The organism is Jatrophihabitans cynanchi, from assembly GCF_027247405.1.
In the GTDB taxonomy this organism is placed as follows: Bacteria; Actinomycetota; Actinomycetes; order Mycobacteriales; family Jatrophihabitantaceae; genus Jatrophihabitans_B; species Jatrophihabitans_B cynanchi.
The window spans coordinates 224,363-239,181 of sequence record NZ_CP097463.1; the positions used below are offsets into that span (position 1 = coordinate 224,363).

18 protein-coding genes are annotated in these 14,819 nt (G+C 71.5%); 9 read left to right on the top strand and 9 right to left on the bottom strand.

Annotated features, from left to right (window positions below; translation table 11 throughout):
• Positions 1–8: 8 nt before the first annotated feature.
• The 3 genes from M6B22_RS01045 to dut are packed head-to-tail and all read right to left on the bottom strand — an operon-like array spanning position 9 to position 1,580.
• Positions 9–371 carry an OB-fold nucleic acid binding domain-containing protein gene (locus tag M6B22_RS01045; RefSeq protein ID WP_269443910.1) on the bottom strand — a complete coding sequence of 121 codons (363 nt, stop codon included), beginning with the start codon at positions 369–371 and terminating at the stop codon, positions 9–11.
• Positions 372–405: 34 nt separating this feature from the next.
• Entirely contained in the window at positions 406–1,080 is a 675-nt protein-coding gene (locus tag M6B22_RS01050; protein ID WP_269443911.1) for a DUF3710 domain-containing protein, read from the bottom strand.
• Positions 1,080–1,580 carry a dUTP diphosphatase gene (gene dut / locus M6B22_RS01055; protein WP_269443912.1) on the bottom strand — a complete coding sequence of 167 codons (501 nt, stop codon included), beginning with the start codon at positions 1,578–1,580 and terminating at the stop codon, positions 1,080–1,082. The genes M6B22_RS01050 and dut overlap by 1 nt, the downstream gene beginning before the upstream one ends.
• A 25-nt stretch (positions 1,581–1,605) precedes the next feature.
• Between dut and M6B22_RS01060 the strand changes: the two genes are divergently transcribed.
• Together M6B22_RS01060 and M6B22_RS01065 are read left to right on the top strand one after the other, a co-directional pair.
• Positions 1,606–2,109 carry a DUF3093 domain-containing protein gene (locus M6B22_RS01060; protein WP_269443913.1) on the top strand — a complete coding sequence of 168 codons (504 nt, stop codon included), beginning with the start codon at positions 1,606–1,608 and terminating at the stop codon, positions 2,107–2,109.
• 51 nt (positions 2,110–2,160) lie between these two features.
• The gene (locus tag M6B22_RS01065; RefSeq protein ID WP_407935614.1) at positions 2,161–2,919 is read left to right on the top strand and encodes an SDR family oxidoreductase; all 759 of its coding nucleotides are present in this window, start codon (positions 2,161–2,163) and stop codon (positions 2,917–2,919) included.
• Between the two features lie 113 nt (positions 2,920–3,032).
• Here M6B22_RS01065 and M6B22_RS01070 read toward each other — a convergent pair whose 3' ends face one another.
• Positions 3,033–3,341, bottom strand: coding sequence for a DUF4193 domain-containing protein (locus M6B22_RS01070; RefSeq protein WP_269443915.1), 309 nt, complete (start codon positions 3,339–3,341; stop codon positions 3,033–3,035).
• 265 nt (positions 3,342–3,606) lie between these two features.
• Between M6B22_RS01070 and M6B22_RS01075 the strand changes: the two genes are divergently transcribed.
• On the top strand, positions 3,607–4,167 hold the full coding sequence (locus tag M6B22_RS01075; RefSeq protein ID WP_269443916.1) for a LytR C-terminal domain-containing protein: 561 nt from the start codon (positions 3,607–3,609) through the stop codon (positions 4,165–4,167).
• Here M6B22_RS01075 and M6B22_RS01080 read toward each other — a convergent pair.
• Positions 4,157–4,978 (bottom strand): inositol monophosphatase family protein, encoded by an 822-nt coding sequence (locus M6B22_RS01080; protein WP_269443917.1) that lies wholly within the window; start codon positions 4,976–4,978, stop codon positions 4,157–4,159. The two genes, M6B22_RS01075 and M6B22_RS01080, sit on opposite strands and share 11 nt — an antisense overlap.
• A gap of 76 nt (positions 4,979–5,054) precedes the next feature.
• Here M6B22_RS01080 and ppgK point away from each other — a divergent pair, with 76 nt between their 5' ends.
• Together ppgK and M6B22_RS01090 are read left to right on the top strand one after the other, a co-directional pair.
• Positions 5,055–5,828 (top strand): polyphosphate--glucose phosphotransferase, encoded by a 774-nt coding sequence (gene ppgK, locus M6B22_RS01085; RefSeq protein ID WP_269443918.1) that lies wholly within the window; start codon positions 5,055–5,057, stop codon positions 5,826–5,828.
• A 202-nt stretch (positions 5,829–6,030) separates the two neighbouring features.
• Positions 6,031–7,365 (top strand): RNA polymerase sigma factor, encoded by a 1,335-nt coding sequence (locus M6B22_RS01090; RefSeq protein WP_269443919.1) that lies wholly within the window; start codon positions 6,031–6,033, stop codon positions 7,363–7,365.
• An 88-nt stretch (positions 7,366–7,453) separates the two neighbouring features.
• Here the strand turns inward: M6B22_RS01090 and M6B22_RS01095 are convergent, their stop codons facing one another.
• Both M6B22_RS01095 and M6B22_RS01100 read right to left on the bottom strand, forming a co-directional pair.
• On the bottom strand, positions 7,454–7,681 hold the full coding sequence (locus tag M6B22_RS01095) for a DUF7455 domain-containing protein (protein WP_269443920.1): 228 nt from the start codon (positions 7,679–7,681) through the stop codon (positions 7,454–7,456).
• 247 nt (positions 7,682–7,928) lie between these two features.
• Positions 7,929–9,695 carry a DEAD/DEAH box helicase gene (locus M6B22_RS01100; protein WP_407935581.1) on the bottom strand — a complete coding sequence of 589 codons (1,767 nt, stop codon included), beginning with the start codon at positions 9,693–9,695 and terminating at the stop codon, positions 7,929–7,931.
• A gap of 166 nt (positions 9,696–9,861) precedes the next feature.
• Here M6B22_RS01100 and M6B22_RS01105 point away from each other — a divergent pair, with 166 nt between their 5' ends.
• A complete protein-coding gene (locus M6B22_RS01105) occupies positions 9,862–10,800 on the top strand; it encodes a YihY/virulence factor BrkB family protein (RefSeq protein ID WP_269443922.1) in 939 nt (312 codons plus the stop codon).
• On the opposite strand, the gene M6B22_RS01110 is transcribed toward M6B22_RS01105, so the two are convergent.
• Both M6B22_RS01110 and M6B22_RS01115 read right to left on the bottom strand, forming a co-directional pair.
• The gene (locus M6B22_RS01110) at positions 10,779–11,000 is read right to left on the bottom strand and encodes a DUF3039 domain-containing protein (protein ID WP_269443923.1); all 222 of its coding nucleotides are present in this window, start codon (positions 10,998–11,000) and stop codon (positions 10,779–10,781) included. The two genes, M6B22_RS01105 and M6B22_RS01110, sit on opposite strands and share 22 nt — an antisense overlap.
• 30 nt (positions 11,001–11,030) lie before the next feature.
• Positions 11,031–11,351, bottom strand: a complete 321-nt coding sequence (locus M6B22_RS01115; protein ID WP_269443924.1) for a DUF3099 domain-containing protein — start codon at positions 11,349–11,351, stop codon at positions 11,031–11,033.
• A gap of 60 nt (positions 11,352–11,411) precedes the next feature.
• Here M6B22_RS01115 and M6B22_RS01120 point away from each other — a divergent pair, with 60 nt between their 5' ends.
• The 3 genes from M6B22_RS01120 to sigB all read left to right on the top strand — a co-directional run bounded on the left by M6B22_RS01120 (position 11,412) and on the right by sigB (position 14,752).
• Positions 11,412–12,932, top strand: a complete 1,521-nt coding sequence (locus M6B22_RS01120; RefSeq protein ID WP_269443925.1) for a DUF7782 domain-containing protein — start codon at positions 11,412–11,414, stop codon at positions 12,930–12,932.
• A complete protein-coding gene (dtd, locus tag M6B22_RS01125; RefSeq protein ID WP_269443926.1) occupies positions 12,929–13,354 on the top strand; it encodes a D-aminoacyl-tRNA deacylase in 426 nt (141 codons plus the stop codon). The genes M6B22_RS01120 and dtd overlap by 4 nt, the downstream gene beginning before the upstream one ends.
• 399 nt (positions 13,355–13,753) lie before the next feature.
• Positions 13,754–14,752 (top strand): RNA polymerase sigma factor SigB, encoded by a 999-nt coding sequence (sigB, locus tag M6B22_RS01130; RefSeq protein WP_269445802.1) that lies wholly within the window; start codon positions 13,754–13,756, stop codon positions 14,750–14,752.
• The last annotated feature ends 67 nt before the right edge of the window (positions 14,753–14,819 follow it).

Genomic DNA, 14,819 nt, shown 5'->3' on the forward strand with positions numbered 1-14,819 from the left:
GCCCCCGGTCAGGAACTGCACAGCAGCTCGTACCAGGGGTTGTAGATCGCCGGTGCGCCGTTGTGGACGCCGACCCTCCCGCGCGCCAGGATGCGGCGGCCCGGTTCGACCCCGGCGATGCGGCGCCGGCCGAGCCAGACCAGCGCGATGGAGCCGGAGCCGTCGAACAGCTCGGCCTCCAGCGTCGGCACGTTCTCGCTCGGCGTGTAGACGACAGCGCGCAGCCGGCCGGCGACCACGACGTTGGCACCGCGCTGGAGCTTGTCCAGCGGCATGCAGGCGAGCCGCTCGACCTCGGTCTGCAGGTCGACCGCGTCGAGCTGGTGCGTGCTCGCGGTCAGGCGCCGCAGCAACGACAGGTTGTGGCCCACGGGTTCAGGGTAGTCGCGTTTCTCGGCGGCCGCGTCAGCTCGCGCCGGATCCGTCCGTGCCGGGTTCCTCGGCGCCGGATTCCTCGGCGCCGGGCAGCACGACGTCACGGGGCAGGCGCAGCGGGACCGGCTCGCGCACCGGCAGCGGGTCCGAGCCCCGCGCCACGATCACCTGCTCGAACGCGCGCAGGAACGGCGCGGCCTTGGACTCCTCCACTGCCGCCGGGCCGACCAGCATCGCCCGCAGGAACCAGCGCGGCCCGTCGACGCCGATGAACCGCACCGGCACCAGGCCACCCTCGCCCGGCAGCTTGCCGGTGAGCTCGGTGCCGAACGGGCCGTCGTGCCGCTCCTTGGCCTGGCCACGCTGCGCGTTCATCGACGCTGCGATCTCCGCGCGCACCTCGTCCCAGATGCCCTCGTTGCGCGGTGCTGCGAACACGCCGAGCTGCATCGTGCCGTGCGGGCCGGCCATCGTCGCCGCGATCACCTGCTGCGCCTCGTTGACGTCCAGGCGCACCTCCAGGTTCGCGTTCACCGGGATGCGCAGCGCACCCAGATCGACGCGCGCGATGTCGTCGTCGGGCGCGTCGCGCTCGTCGTACGGCCCGGTGGTCGGTTCCGGCTCGTCCCGCACCCGGGTCTCCCAGGGCGGGGTCGCGTCGATCTTGGACCGATCGGTGCGCTTCTGCCTGCGTCGCGACGGCACTAGCTGTTCCCTTCCGAGGTCACACCGGCCGGCTGCAGGGCGGCCGCACCACCGGTCGAGCCGTGGCCACCGGCTGCCCGCTCCGACGCCGGCAGCTGATCCACCTCGACGAAACTGGCTCGTTCGACCCGCTGGAAGACCAGTTGGGCGATCCGCTCGCCGCGGGCCAGGGTCAGGCTGCGGGCAGTGTCGTGGTTGATGACGATCACCTTGATCTCGCCACGGTAGCCGGAGTCGATGGTGCCGGGCGCATTCACCAGGCCCAGGCCGACGCGCGCCGCGAGCCCGGAGCGCGGATGCACGAAGGCGGCATATCCCGCGGGCAGCGCGATCGCCAAGCCGGTCGGCAAGAGCGCCCGCTCCCCCGGCGCCAGGGTGACCTGCTCGGCGGCGACGATGTCGGCGCCGGCGTCACCGGGTAAGGCGTAGACCGGTAGCGGCAGTTCGGGATCGAGTCGGTGGACCAGCACCTGAAGGTCCGGCTCGGCAGCAGAGTTCATCGCACGGCAGGCTACCCTCGACGGCGTGAGCGCCAGCAGCGAGACTCCGCCGGACGCGGTTCCCGCAGGCGGCTCCGAGCGCCGGCCGCAGGCCGGGTACCTCGAGCGGCTGCGCACGCCGTGGTGGTGGTACGCGGTCGCGCTGTTCGTCGCGTCGCTGCTGGCCGCCGAGTTCCACATCGCCGGGTACCACCTGACCGACTGGATCCCGTTCGGCACGCTGCTGCCGCTGTCGGTGGCGATCGTGTGGTGGATGGGGCACAGCTCGCTGCAGATCGCGCACGGTGAGGTCAGCATCAGGGGTGCCCACCTGCCGCTGGAGTACGTGAGCGGCTGCGTGGCGCTGGATGCCGCCACCTTGCGACGCGTCGTCGGCCGCGAGGGCGATCCGGCCGCATTCGTCTCGATCCGGCCGTGGATCGGCCCCGGGGTGCAGCTGTGGCTGGACGACCCGGAGGACCCGACGCCCTACTGGATCGTGAGCACCCGGCACCCGCAGCGGGTGGTCGATCTCATTCGCGCCGGGTAGCCGGGCGTCCGCTCCGTACCGCTAGGGTCCGGGGCCATGACCCCTTCACCGCTGCCAGGGCGCTTCGCCGGCAGGACCGCCGTCATCACCGGCGCGAGCCGGGGCATCGGCCTGGCCATCGCCACCCGCATCGTCGACGAGGGCGGCCGGGTACTGATCACCGCCCGCAAGCCGGAGCCGCTGCAGGAGGCGACGGCCGCGCTGGGCGGGTCCGAGCACGCCGTCTTCGTGGCCGGGCGGGCCGACGATCCGGAGCACCAGGCGGAGGTGTTCGCGACGGTCGGCCGGGAGTTCGGCCGGCTGGACGTGCTGGTGAACAACACCGGCATCAATCCGGCGTACGGCCCGCTGGTCGGGGTCGACGAGAGTGCCGCGCGCAAGATCATGGACGTCAACGTGCTGGCCGCCCTGTCCTGGACCAGGCAGGCGCTCGCCGCGGGTCTCGGGGCCGACGGGGCGGGCGCGGTGGTCAACATGGCCTCGGTGGCCGGGCTGCATCCCGCGCCCGGGATCGCCTACTACGGCGTGAGCAAGGCGGCCCTGATCGGGCTCACCGTCCAACTGGCCGCCGAGCTGGCGCCCGCTGTGCGGGTGAACGCGATCGCCCCGGCTGTGGTCAAGACGCGCTTCGCCGAGGCGCTGTACGCCGAGGACGAGGCCGCAGCCGCGGCCGGCTATCCGCTCGGACGCCTGGGCGAGCCCGCCGATATCGCTGCCGCGGCCGCGTTCCTCGCCTCGTCCGACGCCGCCTGGATCACCGGCCAGACCCTCGTAATAGACGGCGGCGCCGGCTTGCGGGCGAGCCTCTAGCAGCCCGCCGGCGCGCGAGCGTCAGCGAGCTTGCGTGCGGGCCTGCGTAGCCACCTGAGCTTGCGCGTGGTGCTGCGCAGACCCGCACGCCGCGGACCAGACCGCGCTGCGGATCAAGCGCAGTCGCGGCAGATGTACTGGCCCTTGCTCTGGCGCGCCAGCCGGCTGCGGTGGTGCACCAGGAAGCAGCGTGAACAGGTGAACTCGTCGTCCTGCTTGGGGATGACCCGGACGGTGAGTTCCTCGCCGGACAGGCCGGACAGGTCCGCACCGGGCAGCTCGAGGGACTCGTTCAGCTCGGTCTCATCGATGTCGATCGATCCGGACTGTGCCTCGGCACGCCTTGCCTTGAGCTCCTCGAGCGAGTCCTCGCCCAGATCGTCGGCCTCACCGCGACGCGGCGCGTCGTAGTCAGTCGCCATTGTTGTCTTCAACTCCTCGGGGGGATCGCCACTGCATTGTGCTGGTCAGGTCAAGTCATTCAGGTTCCGGCGCTGCAACGTACGAAGCCCGCAGTTTGTGCCCGATTACCCGCACCGGCCGGACGGGTCATGCATCACCTCGTACGTGTCGGCCGCGGAACGGTACCGCGTCGGGAAATCACACCAACGGCGGGGATGTCTCCGGCATTCCCCAGTGGCGCGTCGATAGGCTGACGGCCGCGAGTTCAGGAGGTCTCCCGAAGCCATGACGAGTCCGACGAAGCGGCGTCCGCTGCCGGCTTTGGCGTTCCTTCTCGCACTGTGCCTGCTGGCCGCGCTGGTGTGGTGGCGGGTGCTGCACCGCAGCGACAGCAAGGCCGCCGACAAGCCGACGTGCCCGACGTCACAGGCTCCGAAGACGCTGCCGGAGGCAGCGGCGATCACGGTCACGGTGCTCAACTCCACCAAACGCAAGGGTCTGGCCGCCGCCACCCGCCTGGTGCTGGTCAAGGACGGTTTCCGCAGCCCCGGCAAGGCCGTCAACGACGACAAATCCTTCGGCGGTCACGGCCAGATCGCGGGGGTGGCCGAGATCCGTTACGGACCGGACAGCGCCCCCGGAGCGCAGCTGCTGGCCTACTACTTCCCCGGTGCCAAGCTGGTCAAGACCGACGCGACCGATTCCACGGTGCTCGTTTCGCTCGGCGCGACGTTCAAGTCGGTCGCGACGCCGGCCGCGGTCGCCGCGGCGCTCAAGGCCGACGGCATCACCCTGGTGCGCACGACCGGCACCCCGCAGGGTTCGGGGAGCAGTCCTAGCTGTTGACGGCGTCCGCGCCCAGCTCTTCGAGCAACGCGAGCAGGGCGGGCGCCAGATGCGGCCCGGCTGCCGCGGTCAGCAGGCCGCTCGGCGCACGCCCTCGCAGGCCGGACACGAGGGCGCCGGCCTCGGCCGCGATGAGCGCGCCTGCGGCGTAGTCCCAGACGTTCAGGCCGGCCTCGAAGTAGCCGTCCAGCCGGCCGGCGGCGACCGCGCACAGGTCCAGGCTGGCCGAACCGATCCGGCGGATGTCGGCGATGCGCGGCAGCAGCTGCGCGACGACCGCCACCTGGCGCGTGCGCTGGCGTGCGTCGTAGCCGAAGCCGGTGCCGATCACGGCCCGCTCGAGCGGCACGTCGCGCGGCCCGGTGAGCCGCTCGCCGCCGAGGTACGCGCCCGCGCCCTGCCGCGCCCGGTACAGCTCGCCGTTGGCCGGGTTGCACACCGCGCCCGCCACGACCGTCCCGTCCAGCTCCGCGGCGACCGACACGGCGTACTGCGGCACCCCCAGCACGAAGTTGACCGTGCCGTCGATCGGGTCGAGCAGCCAGCGAACGCGACCACCCGCGGCCGTCCCGGCGTGCGCACCGCCCTCTTCGCCGAGCACGGCGTCCCCGGGACGCAGCGCGGCCAACCGGGCCACCAGCCACCGCTCGACCTCACGATCCGCGGCGGTCACCAGGTCGGTCACGGTGCTCTTCGCCGAGACCGACAGCCGCCCGCGGCGCGCGTCCCGGACCACCTCGGCGGCTCCGCGCGCGAGCAGCACGGCGATGTCCTCGAGCTCATGGATCAGGTCCTCGGCAGCGTCGCTCATGCCCTCATCGCACCACGACCGCTTGGGGGCGGCGATAGGGTCACCCCGCGGAAGCAAGCAGAGTGGGAGCAGCGGCGTGGGTGAGCACACCGGCAGGTCCGGTCAGGCGTACGGCATCGACATCGGCGGCAGCGGCATCAAGGGTGCCGTGGTCGACGTGTCGACCGGAACGTTGGTGACGCCCCGTACCCGCATCCTCACGCCGCAACCGTCGACGCCGGACGCGGTGGCGCAGGTGGTGGTGCAGTTGCTGGCAGATGCCGACTGGGCCGGTCCGGTCGGGGCGACCTTCCCGGCGGTGATCTCCCACGGCGTGGCGCGCTCGGCCGCCAACGTGGACAAGAGCTGGATCGGTACCGACGTCGACGCCTGCTTCACCGAGGCGACCGGGCATGGCACCGACGTGATCGTGCTCAACGACGCCGACGCGGCGGGCATCGCCGAGGCGCGCTTCGGCGCAGCGAAGGGGGTGCCCGGTGTCGTCATCCTGTTGACCTTCGGCACCGGCATCGGCAGCGCGCTGCTGATGGACGGGCGGCTCGTGCCGAACACCGAGCTCGGCCACCTCGAACTGGACGGCCACGACGCGGAGACGCGGGCCGCGGCCTCGGTCAAGGACGAGGAGAAGCTGTCGTACAAGAAGTGGGCGAAGCGAGTCGAGACGTACATGTCGCACGTGGAGCGGCTGTTCACGCCCGACCTCTTCGTGGTCGGCGGCGGCGTCAGCAAGGACTCGGACAAGTGGGTGCCGCTGCTCGAGCTCAACACCCCGGTGAAGCCGGCGGAGCTGCTCAACGACGCGGGGATCGTCGGCGCGGCCATCGCCGCGGCCGAGCGTCACGGTGAGTGAAACCTTCGGCCGTGATGCCTGGCTGGCACAGTGGCGACGTCGCAGTACAATGAACGGCACAGGGCCTGCGCACGTACTGGACTCGATCTTGAGGCGATAAACAGACGGCCTGCGACCCGCACACTTGTCAGCCGCGCCGAGCGGAAAGTCGTGACCGCGCCGCGAGCATGGAGTTCGTGCGCAGCATGGTGAAAGGTCATCAGTGGTATCCACCAAGCAGTCGCAAGACACCGTCACCAGCAACACCAAGAACACCGTCGCCGCAACGGCCACCAAGCGCACCAGTGCGCCGGTGAAGCCCGCGGACAAGAAGGACGCACCCGCCAAGGCTGCGGCCCACCCGGCGACCAAGGCTCCCGCCAAGCCGGCGTCCAGGGGCGTCGCCAAGCCGGCCGCGGCCAAGGCGCCGGCGAAGAAGGCGCCGGCCACCAAGGCGGGTGCCAGACCCGCCAAGCCGGGCGAGCCCGAGGAGGGCACCGAGGTCGATCCCGCGATCGCCGCCGGCGCCGACGCCGCCGTCGAAGGCGCCGAGGACGAAGAGGGCGCGGAGTTCACCTGGGACGACGAGGAGGAGTCCGAGGCGCTGCGCCAGGCGCGCAAGGACGCCGAGATGACCGCCTCGGCCGACTCGGTCCGCGCCTACCTCAAGCAGATCGGCAAGGTGGCGCTGCTCAACGCCGAGGAGGAGGTCGACCTCGCCAAGCGCATCGAGGCCGGGCTCTACGCCGCCGAGCGGCTGCGCCAGGTCGAGGAAGCCGCCGAGAAGCTGGCGCTGCAGGCCAAGCGCGACCTGCGCTGGATCGTGCGCGACGGCGAGCGGGCGAAGAACCACCTGCTCGAGGCCAACCTGCGGCTGGTCGTCTCGCTGGCCAAGCGCTACACCGGCCGCGGCATGGCCTTCCTGGACCTGATCCAGGAGGGCAACCTCGGCCTGATCCGCGCCGTCGAGAAGTTCGACTACACCAAGGGCTACAAGTTCTCCACGTACGCCACCTGGTGGATCCGGCAGGCGATCACCCGCGCGATGGCCGACCAGGCCCGCACCATCCGCATCCCGGTGCACATGGTCGAGGTCATCAACAAGCTGGGCCGCATCCAGCGCGAGCTGCTGCAGGACCTGGGCCGCGAGCCCACCCCGGAGGAGCTCGCCAAGGAAATGGACATCACCCCGGACAAGGTGCTGGAGATCCAGCAGTACGCGCGTGAGCCGATCAGCCTGGACCAGACGATCGGCGACGAGGGCGACAGCCAGCTGGGCGACTTCATCGAGGACTCCGAGGCGGTCGTCGCCGTCGACGCGGTGTCCTTCACGCTGCTGCAGGATCAGCTGACGTCTGTGCTGCAGACCCTGTCCGACCGCGAGGCCGGCGTCGTCAAGCTCCGCTTCGGCCTGACCGACGGCCAGCCGCGCACGCTGGACGAGATCGGCCAGGTCTACGGGGTCACCCGCGAGCGGATCCGGCAGATCGAGTCCAAGACGATGAGCAAGCTGCGCCACCCGTCGCGCTCGCAGGTGCTGCGCGACTACCTGGACTGATGTAGCCGGATTGCTCCGCTGTATGTGAAGGGCCCCGTCCGATCCGGACGGGGCCCTTCACGTACAGCGCCTCGGCGCTTGTCGTGGCTCAGCGTTCCTCGACGGCGGCCGTCGGGGGGACGTCGGCTAGCCGGCCGGTCTCGTCGTGGATGGTTCCGGAGATCTTGCGCAGCGCGGTCTCGTTCTCGTGCCAGTGGTGTGCGCAGAACAGGAGCTCGGATCCGGACAGCAGCACGGCGCGGACGTAGGCCTGCGCACCGCACCGGTCACACCTGTCAACAGCTGTCAGCGGACTCGCGGCGATGGTCGTGGTCACGTTGGCACCTCTTTCGTCTATCCCTGATCCCGTCCGGGACCTTCATCGTCCCCGGTGATGTCCCAACCCAACCACCGAATTGCCGGTGGCCGAGGCGACACCCCGAAAACCCTACGAGTTGCTGTTTCGTTGTTATCGGCCGGGGATCGGTGATCCGTAGCCGTACACCTCGCCCAACGACTCACACGGTCCGAACGATTCCGGCGTTCGCTCTGAGCGTGAGGCTCGCCACCCGGGGCGCCGCCGATCAGCCGCCCAGCAGCTCCATCAGGTGGTCCCGGCGCTGCGCGAGAACATCGACCCCGGCGGCCGCGGACGCCGGCCCGGGAACGGCCCGGCGCAGCTGCGCGTGGATCTGTCCGTGCGGCCGGCCCTGCCTGGCCGCCAGCACCCCGACCAGCCGGTTGACCTCCCGGCGCAGTTCGGCGCCGGCCCGCCAGGCGACCGTCTCCGCAGAGGGCGGCACGGCTGCCGCCGTACTGGCGCGGTGCCGGGCGTGCGTGTCCCGGCGGGCGAGCAGCGCGGCCGTCTGCTCCGGGGTCAGGATGCCGGGCAGCCCGAGGAAGTCCTCATCCTCGTCGCTGAGCGGCCCCGGCGCGGCGACGACCGCCCGCCCGGCATGCAGCAGGTGCGCGAACGCGGCGTCGGAATCGACGAGTTCGATCCGCTCGCCCTCCCCCGCTTCGGGCTCGGGCCGCTCGAGGTCCAGCAGCGCGTCGTCGGTGGCGGCCGGCGGTGGAATGACGTGGTTGCGCTCGAGTTCCAGTTCGGCGGCGAGGGCCAGTAGCGGCCGCACGGCCGGCAGGAACACCGTCGCCACCTCGTTCGTGGTGCGCGCGCGCACCACGCGGCCGACGCCCTGCGCGAAGAACAGCGGCGTGCGGTAGGACGTCATCCACGCCAGGCAGGCGGCCCGCGGGATGTCCACGCCCTCGGACACCATCCGCACGCAGACCGCGATCCGCTCGGTCCCGGTCGCGAAGGCGCTGATCTTCTCGCTCGCCTTGGGATCGTCCGAGAGGATCAACACCGGCCGGTGTCCGGTGATCTGCTCCACGATCACCGCGTAGGCGCGTGCGTCGTCCTGGTCGGTGGCCAGCACCAGTCCGGCGGCGTCGGCCATCCCCGACTCCCGCAGATGGCTGATCCGCTCGTCCATCGCCGCGATGACGTGCGGCACCCACCTGCCCTTCGGGTTCAGCGCGGTGCGCCACGCGGTCGTCTCGGTGCGCTTGGTCGCGGACTCGGACAGGCTCGCGGCAATCACCTCACCAGCGCTGTTGCGCCAGCGCGAGGTGCCCGTATACGCGGCGAAGACCACCGGCCGCACCACCGCGTCGCGCAGCGCCTCGCGATACCCGTAGGTGAAATCGGCAGTGCTGCACCACCCTCCCGCGACATCAGCCTCGTAGCGCACGAACGGGATCCGCTCGTCCGGGCGGGTGCGGAACGGCGTGCCGGTCAGGCACAGCCGCCGGGGCGCCTGCTCGAACGCGGCAGCGACCGCCTCGCCCCAGGACAGCCCGTCACCGGCGTGATGCACCTCGTCCAGGATCACCAGGCTGCGGCGGGCGCTCACCCGGGCCGCGTGCAGCGCGGGCTTGGCGGCGACCTGGGCGTAGGTGGTGACGTAGCCGGTCAGGTCCGGTCGTACCGGACCGGTCGCGTTGGTCAGCGCTGCGTCCAGCCCGATCCCGGCCCGCGCCGCCGCGTCGGCCCATTGGGTGCGCAGGTGATCGGTCGGGCAGACCACGATCACCCGGTCGATCGCGCGCCGCTCCAGCAGCCGGGCGGCCAGCGCCAGCGCGAACGTCGTCTTGCCCGCCCCCGGCGTCGCGGTGACCAGGAAGTCGCGCCGTGGCGAGCGCTCCTCATAGACCCGCAGCGCCTCCCGCTGCCAGGCGCGCAGCCGGGGTACGGGCGCGGTCGCCGGCAGGTGCGGCTGGGCCACGCGCCTATCCCTCCTGATGTCCTGTCGCGACGAGATGCCCCGTGGCACTCGGCCCCAGGGCATCCGTGACCCACCCTAACCGGACGGCCGGACGGGGCACCGCGCGGAAGCCCGCGACACGCTGGGCGCAGTAGCGCGCGACACGCTGGTTGCCCCGCCCGCCCCCACGCCGGGCCGTCCGTGGGCAGACTGTTCTCTCGTGAACCCCGGTCGGCGCACGGTCCAGGCGGTGCGGCGACTGCCCGCGCTGTTACGGCGCACCGTGGCGCAGGCCTGGCACGACCGCGTCCTCGGGCTGTCCGCCGAGGCCGCGTTCTGGCAGATGCTGAGCCTGCCGTCGCTGTTCCTCGCGCTGGTCGCGACCCTCGGCTACGTCTCGCGGTGGTTCGGCGCGGGCACGGTCGACCGCACCGAACAGCAGATCGAGTCGACGCTGAGCAAGGCGTTCAGCCAGCAGGTGACCGAGCAGGTCGTGCACCCGATGCTGCACGAGGTCCTGCACGGCGGGCGCGCCGACATCATCAGCATCGGCTTCGTGCTCGCGATCTGGGCCGGCTCGTCAGCGACGTCCACGTTCGTGAACACGATCACCATCGCGTACGGGATGCGGGACCTGCGCGGTGCGGTCCGCAGCCGGTTCCTCGCCCTCTGGCTGTTCCTGGGTTCGGTGCTGTTCGGCGTGATCGTGCTGCCGATGATGGTGCTCGGCCCGAACCTGCTCAAACGCTCGTTCCCCGAACGCTGGCGGCCCACCGTCCGCAGCCTGGTGAACACCGGGTACTACCCGGTGTTGGTGCTGCTGCTGCTCGTCGGTCTCGCCACGCTGTACCACCTGGCGCCGCCACGCCGGCTGCCCTGGCGGCGCGGGATTCCCGGCGCGGTCCTGGCGATCGCGGTGTTCCTGACCGGATCGGTCGGGCTGCGCAGCTACATCAGGTTCATCCTCGATCACAATCACGCGTACGGCACGCTCGCGGCGCCGATCGCGGCGCTGCTGTACTTCTTCATCCTCGCGCTGGGCGTGCTGCTGGGCGCCGAGTTCAACGCGGCGATCGAGCACATGTCACCCACACCGGTGAAGCCACCGCGGGTGCTGCACCCGCGTGGCTGGCGGCGCCTGCCTGACGCCGGCGGCAAGCCGGACGGTCAGTCGGCCATGCCCTCGTAGATCTCCTTGCAGCGCGGGCACACCGGCGACCCGGGCTTGGGCGCCTTGGTCACCGGGAACACCTCGCCGCACAGCGCCTCGACCATCGTGCCCAGGACGGCGCTCTCGGTGATCTTCGCCTTGCGCACGTAGTGGAACATCTCGTTGCCGGTGTCGGCGTCGGACGTCTTCGGCGATTCGAGGAGCTGTGTCGTCGTCACGACGACGATTGTGCCACCGAGATCGACCGATCAGCCCTCGACGGTGCGGTCGTCCTTGCCCGGCGGCAGGGCACGCTCGGTGGAGCGCAGGAACAGGCCGGTCGTATCGCGCTTGCGCGGGGGCCCGTCGTTCGCGATCAGCACGGCGCACCACGGCAGCACGGCTCCGCCGACCAGGAACGCCAGCGCCAGCCAGATCGAGACCCGGTAGGTCAGCGCGGCCGCGAGCACGCACACCGCGCGGATACCCATCATGATCGCGTAGCGCTTTCGCCGACGGTCGTACTCCTCATCCGCACTCTCGTGTGCGGTGGTGATCAGCGCCGGCTGATCACGTTGGACGCGGCGCATCTGTCCAGTGTGGCACCAACCGCGGCGCGCGGAGCCGGTCGGTGGGACAAGATTGCGAGCGTGAGCCAGCCGCACCTGCCGATCCTCGACGCCGGACCACTCGACGCGCTGCGTGCGGCGCTGGCCGGGTTCACGCCGGACTGCGTCCAGGCCGAGCTGGGCCTTGGCGGTCAGGCCGCGCACGCCCGTGGTGACCTGCTCGGCGTCGAACGCGCCCTGAGCGGGGACGATCCGCTGCCGACCCTGATCCGGCTGTTCCTGCTCGGCCTGCCGGTTCCGGCGCATGCGGCGCGGGCGGCGTTGGCACCGTTACGGCCCGAGGACGCGCCAGCGCTGCTGGAGGTCGGGCCGGACGGCGTGCGCGCGCGGCTGGAGGTGCGGCCGTACGCCGCCGCCCACGGGGACGATTCGTGGTGCGTGGTGTCCGACTTCGGCAGCGACGTCCGCCCCGGTCCACTCGCAGCCGATCACGTGCTCGGCATCGGCGCCGCATCGCTGACCCTGGCGCAGGCGACGGTCCGGCAGCCGGTGCAGCGTGCGCTCGACCTGGGCACCGGCTGCGGCGTGCAGGCGCTGCACCTGTCCGGACACGCCGCGTCGGTGACCGCCACCGACGTCAGTGAGCGCGCGTTGCGGCTGGCCGCGACCACGGCCGCGCTCAGCGGACAGCACTGGGAGCTGCGCGGCGGCTCGTTGCTCGAACCCGTCGCCGCGGAGCAGTTCGACCTGATCGTGGCCAACCCGCCGTTCGTGGTCTCCCCCGGCTGCATCGGGTACGACTACCGCGACAGCGGGCTGGCCGGTGACGGGGTGAGCCGCACACTGGTCACCGCGCTGCCGGACCGGCTGCGCCCGGGCGGCCTCGCCCAGTTGCTCGCCAACTGGGTGATCACCGCCGACCAGCCGTGGGACGAGCGGATCGGGGGCTGGCTGGCCGGGCGCGGCGTGGACGCCTGGGTGTGGCAACGCGAGATCGCCGAGCCTGGCGAGTACGTGAGCATGTGGTTGCGCGACGCCGGCGACCAGCCGGGCACGGCCCGCTGGCGCACGCAGTACTCGGAGTGGCTGGACTGGTTCGCGACGCACGGCGTGCTCGCCGTGGGCATGGGCCTGGTCAGCATGTGGCGCACCGATCGGGCCGATCCGGTCCTCGTCTGCGAGGACGTGCCACACGCGGTCGAGCAGCCGGCCGGCGCGCACCTGCCCGGCTGGATCAGGCGGCACCGGTGGCTGGCCGAGCACGACGACCGCGCCCTGCTGAAGGCCCGCCTGCGCCGGGCCGACGATCTCGTGCGGACCCGGCAGGAGCTGGCCGGGCCGGACGGCTGGTACCCGGCGGCGAGCCTGTTACGCCAGTCGCACGCGATGCGGTGGGAGCTGCAGATCGACGACGCGGTGGCCGCGGTGGTCGCGGCCTGCACCGGCGAGGTGCAGCTCGGCGCCACCGTCGCGGTGCTCGCCGCCGCGCTGAGGACGTCCGACCACGAGGTGAGCAGTGCGCTGCTGCCGGTCATCCGCGACCTGATCGGGCGCGGCTTTCTCGAACCGCCGGCATCCGGGCCCGACGGGCGTCCCCGGTGAGGGCCGTGGTGCAGCGGGTCAGCCGGGCGTCGGTGACGGTGGCCGGCGAGCAGGTCGCCGCGATCGGGGTGGGCCTGTTGGTGCTCGTCGGCGTGACGCACGGCGACGGCCCGCAGCAGTGCGCCGCGCTCGCCCGCAAGCTCCACGGACTGCGGATCCTGCGCGAGGAGCTGAGCGTGGCCGACGTCGCCGAGGCCGCGGTACTGGTGGTCAGCCAGTTCACGCTCTACGGCGACGCACGCAAGGGTCGGCGACCGACCTGGGCCGCGGCGGCACCCGGCCCCGTCGCAGAGCCGCTCGTCGCCCGCCTTGTTGCCGATCTGCGGGAACTGGGAACAACCGTGAGGACGGGGATTTTCGGGGCGGACATGGCCGTTGATCTGGTCAACGACGGGCCGATCACGGTGCTGCTGGAGCTGTAGCCCCGGTTTGCTTGGCCGATTCTGAGTGCGGGCTATGTGACCGGCGGTTTCGGGAACACCGGACCCCGGCAAACACGTTTGAAGCAGTGAACCGTAAATGCTCCGCTGACGAACTAGTCGGTGAGCGTCGGTCGATCCAGAGGTGGTTCTGACAGCGTGACTACATCCCGCAGTACTTCGCCGTCCCGCGCGCAGGTCGCGAACGCCGCGCGTCGCTCGTCGACGCGCAGCGGTTCCCGCACGTCCCCGACCGAGCCGCACATCGCCACCCGCGCGCACCGCAGCGCGCGGGCGACCAAGCCGGCAGCCGAGCCGACCACAGAGCCCACCACTCAGCCCACCACGCAGCCCACCACGCAGCCCACCGCCGAGCGCACTACCCAGCCCACCACCGAGGCGGTGACGGCCGAGCTCGACCAGACCGGTAGCGCAGCGCCCCAGTCGCTCGCCGAGCGCCCGAGCGCCGACCTGGACGAGGTGGCGGCTTCGGCGGACCTGGTGCGGGTCTACCTGAACGAGATCGGCAAGGTCGCCCTGCTTACCGCGGCCGACGAGGTCGAGCTGGCCAAGCGGATCGAGGCCGGCCTGTACGCCCAGCACCTGCTCGGCAACACGGGCAAGCTCGCTGCCGCCCGCAAGCGGGAGCTGCGCAGCCTGTCCATCGACGGTGAGCGCGCCAAGGATCACCTGCTGCGCGCGAACCTGCGCCTGGTGGTCTCGCTGGCCAAGCGGTACACCGGCCACGGCATGCCGTTCTTGGACCTGATCCAGGAGGGGAACCTGGGCCTGATCCGGGCGGTGGAGAAGTTCGACTACACCAAGGGCTTCAAGTTCTCCACGTACGCGACCTGGTGGATCCGCCAGGCGATCAGCCGGGCGATGGCCGATCAGGCGCGGACCATCCGGCTGCCCGTGCACCTCGTCGAGCAGGTGAACAAGCTGCAGCGGATGCGCCGCGAGCTGAGCCAGAGCCTGGGCCGCGAGGTCAGCCACGCCGAACTGGCAGCCGAGCTGGACATCACCGAGGAGCGGGTGCGCGAGCTGATCGACCTGTCCCGCGACCTGGTCAGCCTGGACCAGACCGTCGGCACCGACGACGACGCGTCGCTCGGTGACTTCATCGCGGACGAGCGCGCGACCACCGCGGCCGAGACGTCCGTCGAGGAGCAGCTGATGCGCACCCAGCTCCGCGACGTCCTGAACACCCTCGAGGCCCGCGAGGCGGCCGTGGTCCGCATGCGGTACGGCCTGGACGGCTCGCAGCCGCGCACGCTGGACGAGATCGGGCGCGAGTTCAAGCTCTCCCGCGAGCGGATCCGGCAGATCGAGCGGGAGACCATGGCCAAGCTCCGGCACCCGTCGCGGGCGCAGGCACTGCGGGACTATCTGGAGAATTAGGAACAGCGCGGCCGTACGGGTGCGTTCTAGGATGAGCGCACCCCACGGACCCGGAGTACTCCTGCAG

Bases quoted from the DNA above. Each gene is read 5' to 3' on its own strand.
- M6B22_RS01080 (WP_269443917.1), bottom strand. From the start codon at position 4,978: ATGAGCGACGCTGCCGAGGACCTGATCCATGAGCTCGAGGACATCGCC.
- M6B22_RS01100 (WP_407935581.1), bottom strand. From the start codon at position 9,695: ATGCCCTGGGGCCGAGTGCCACGGGGCATCTCGTCGCGACAGGACATC.
- M6B22_RS01070 (WP_269443915.1), bottom strand. From the start codon at position 3,341: ATGGCGACTGACTACGACGCGCCGCGTCGCGGTGAGGCCGACGATCTG.
- dut (WP_269443912.1), bottom strand. From the start codon at position 1,580: ATGAACTCTGCTGCCGAGCCGGACCTTCAGGTGCTGGTCCACCGACTC.
- M6B22_RS01115 (WP_269443924.1), bottom strand. From the start codon at position 11,351: ATGCGCCGCGTCCAACGTGATCAGCCGGCGCTGATCACCACCGCACAC.
- M6B22_RS01075 (WP_269443916.1), top strand. From the start codon at position 3,607: ATGACGAGTCCGACGAAGCGGCGTCCGCTGCCGGCTTTGGCGTTCCTT.